The following is a 1,707-nucleotide window of genomic DNA, read 5'->3' on the forward strand; positions in this document are numbered from 1 at the left end:
GAGAAGGTCAGGTCGTAGCCGGGACGATGCTTATTACTGCCATCCTGCATGCGGCTTAAATCCGCTCCGTCCGGCAGCTTCCCCTCCAGAAGACGGGTAAAAACATCCTTATCGACGCTGCCCTGCAGCCCCAGCTGTTCAGCCCCCCTGCCGGCCCAGCGTTCTCCCATGCTGCCCAGCACATAGTAATTATCCTTGTCGGTATAATAGTTACCGGCACTTCCGGCCGATCTGACCTGCGCGATACTCATCATAAACGTATATCCCTTTGACATATCCCGGTATCAATCCCACAATGGATATACACAAGACATATCCACATAAGGAGGCAAATAATGGAAACCACCGTATTTTTCAGCAACCGCAGCCAGGCGGTCAGACTGCCAAAAGCGGTTGCATTGCCGGAAAACGTAAAACGCGTTGAAGTGATTGCTGTCGGACGAACCAGAATCATTACGCCAGCCGGAGAGACATGGGACGAATGGTTCGACGGACACAACGTCAGCGCCGATTTTATGGATAACAGGGAACAGCCCGGCATGCAGGAAAGGGAGTCATTCTGATGCTGAAGTTTATGCTCGATACCAACATCTGCATTTTCACGATAAAGAACAAACCCGCCAGCGTCAGGGAGCGTTTTAACCTGAACCAGGGGAGAATGTGTATCAGTTCGGTCACCCTGATGGAGCTGATATATGGTGCAGAAAAAAGCCAGATGCCTGAACGTAATCTCGCTGTGATCGAGGGATTTGTTTCCCGCATTGATGTTCTGGATTACGACGCTGCCGCAGCCACACACAGCGGCCAGATAAGAGCAGAACTTGCCCGTCAGGGACGCCCTGTCGGGCCATTTGATCAAATGATCGCAGGTCATGCCCGCAGTCGGGGACTGATTATTGTGACTAATAACACCCGGGAATTTGAACGTGTGGACGGTCTGAGAATTGAAGACTGGAGCTGACCTGTTCATCAGAAATCATCTCCCGGCTCAACATCCTCCCCGCGCTCCCGGTGCACATTGATGTTCACCTCTTCACGACGCTGCATCTTCTGCTGGATATCCGGATTCTGCTCCCGTTGCCATGCCTCATAAACGGCCATATCCACCACTTCACCGGATTCACTGATCCCGGGTGGCAGTTGCTGTTCCATCTCTTCTTCCGGTTTCATTTTCAGCTCCTGCTCGATCCCCCCTGCCGGAACATTCACACCTGCATCTGACTTCTTATCGTTGATGGCAGGAGACACCGGCTGTTGCGGCTGTTCAGCCTGAGTCACGTCTTCTCCGGAAACACCCTCCGGGACATCCGGTTCGAAGAGGCTGGCCATCTGACGACCTTCTGCTTCCCTTGCGGCAAGTACGGCACTCAGACGGTTCTCCATTTCCGGGTTGATGTCACGCGGAATAAACTCCGGAGCGACCTTCGGTCGTGTCTGATATTTCAGGGAGAGTTTTACTGCCGGATACGGTCCGGGCAGGGTGACATAACAGGTCAGATCCGGCAGAGACTGAATGTCGGAATAACTGACCAGCGTCTGACGCTCCATATCCTTACCGGTCGATACCCCGTCACGTACCGGATCAGCACCGTAGGAATACTGCTCGCTGGCTTTCAGGTGCTCTTTCTCACCAATTTCACCGGCAGCGACCTCTGCCATCTTATGGCTGGGAGACCGGAACACGGCACGGGGGTTCATGACGTCAAC

General features: G+C 53.5%; 4 protein-coding genes. 2 read left to right on the top strand and 2 right to left on the bottom strand.

Features of this window, described 5'->3' with window-relative positions:
• Positions 1 to 254, bottom strand: a 254-nt coding sequence (locus tag RTW80_RS24820) for a relaxase domain-containing protein (RefSeq protein WP_276340373.1), incomplete at its 3' end; no start/stop codon positions are given.
• Positions 255 to 335: 81 nt separating this feature from the next.
• On the opposite strand from RTW80_RS24820, the gene vapB reads away from it, so the two are divergent.
• On the top strand, positions 336 to 563 hold the full coding sequence (gene vapB, locus RTW80_RS24825; protein WP_000450520.1) for a toxin-antitoxin system antitoxin VapB: 228 nt from the start codon (positions 336 to 338) through the stop codon (positions 561 to 563).
• Complete coding sequence (locus tag RTW80_RS24830; RefSeq protein ID WP_000911313.1) at positions 563 to 961, top strand: type II toxin-antitoxin system tRNA(fMet)-specific endonuclease VapC; 399 nt, start codon at positions 563 to 565, stop codon at positions 959 to 961. Before vapB ends, RTW80_RS24830 begins: the two co-directional genes overlap by 1 nt.
• An 8-nt stretch (positions 962 to 969) precedes the next feature.
• Here RTW80_RS24830 and RTW80_RS24835 read toward each other — a convergent pair.
• Positions 970 to 1,707: type IV secretion system DNA-binding domain-containing protein (locus tag RTW80_RS24835; protein WP_312720725.1), on the bottom strand; the 738-nt coding region annotated here is incomplete at its 5' end.

Source organism: Escherichia sp. AM3 (assembly GCF_032029835.1).
Lineage (GTDB): Bacteria > Pseudomonadota > Gammaproteobacteria > Enterobacterales > Enterobacteriaceae > Escherichia > Escherichia coli.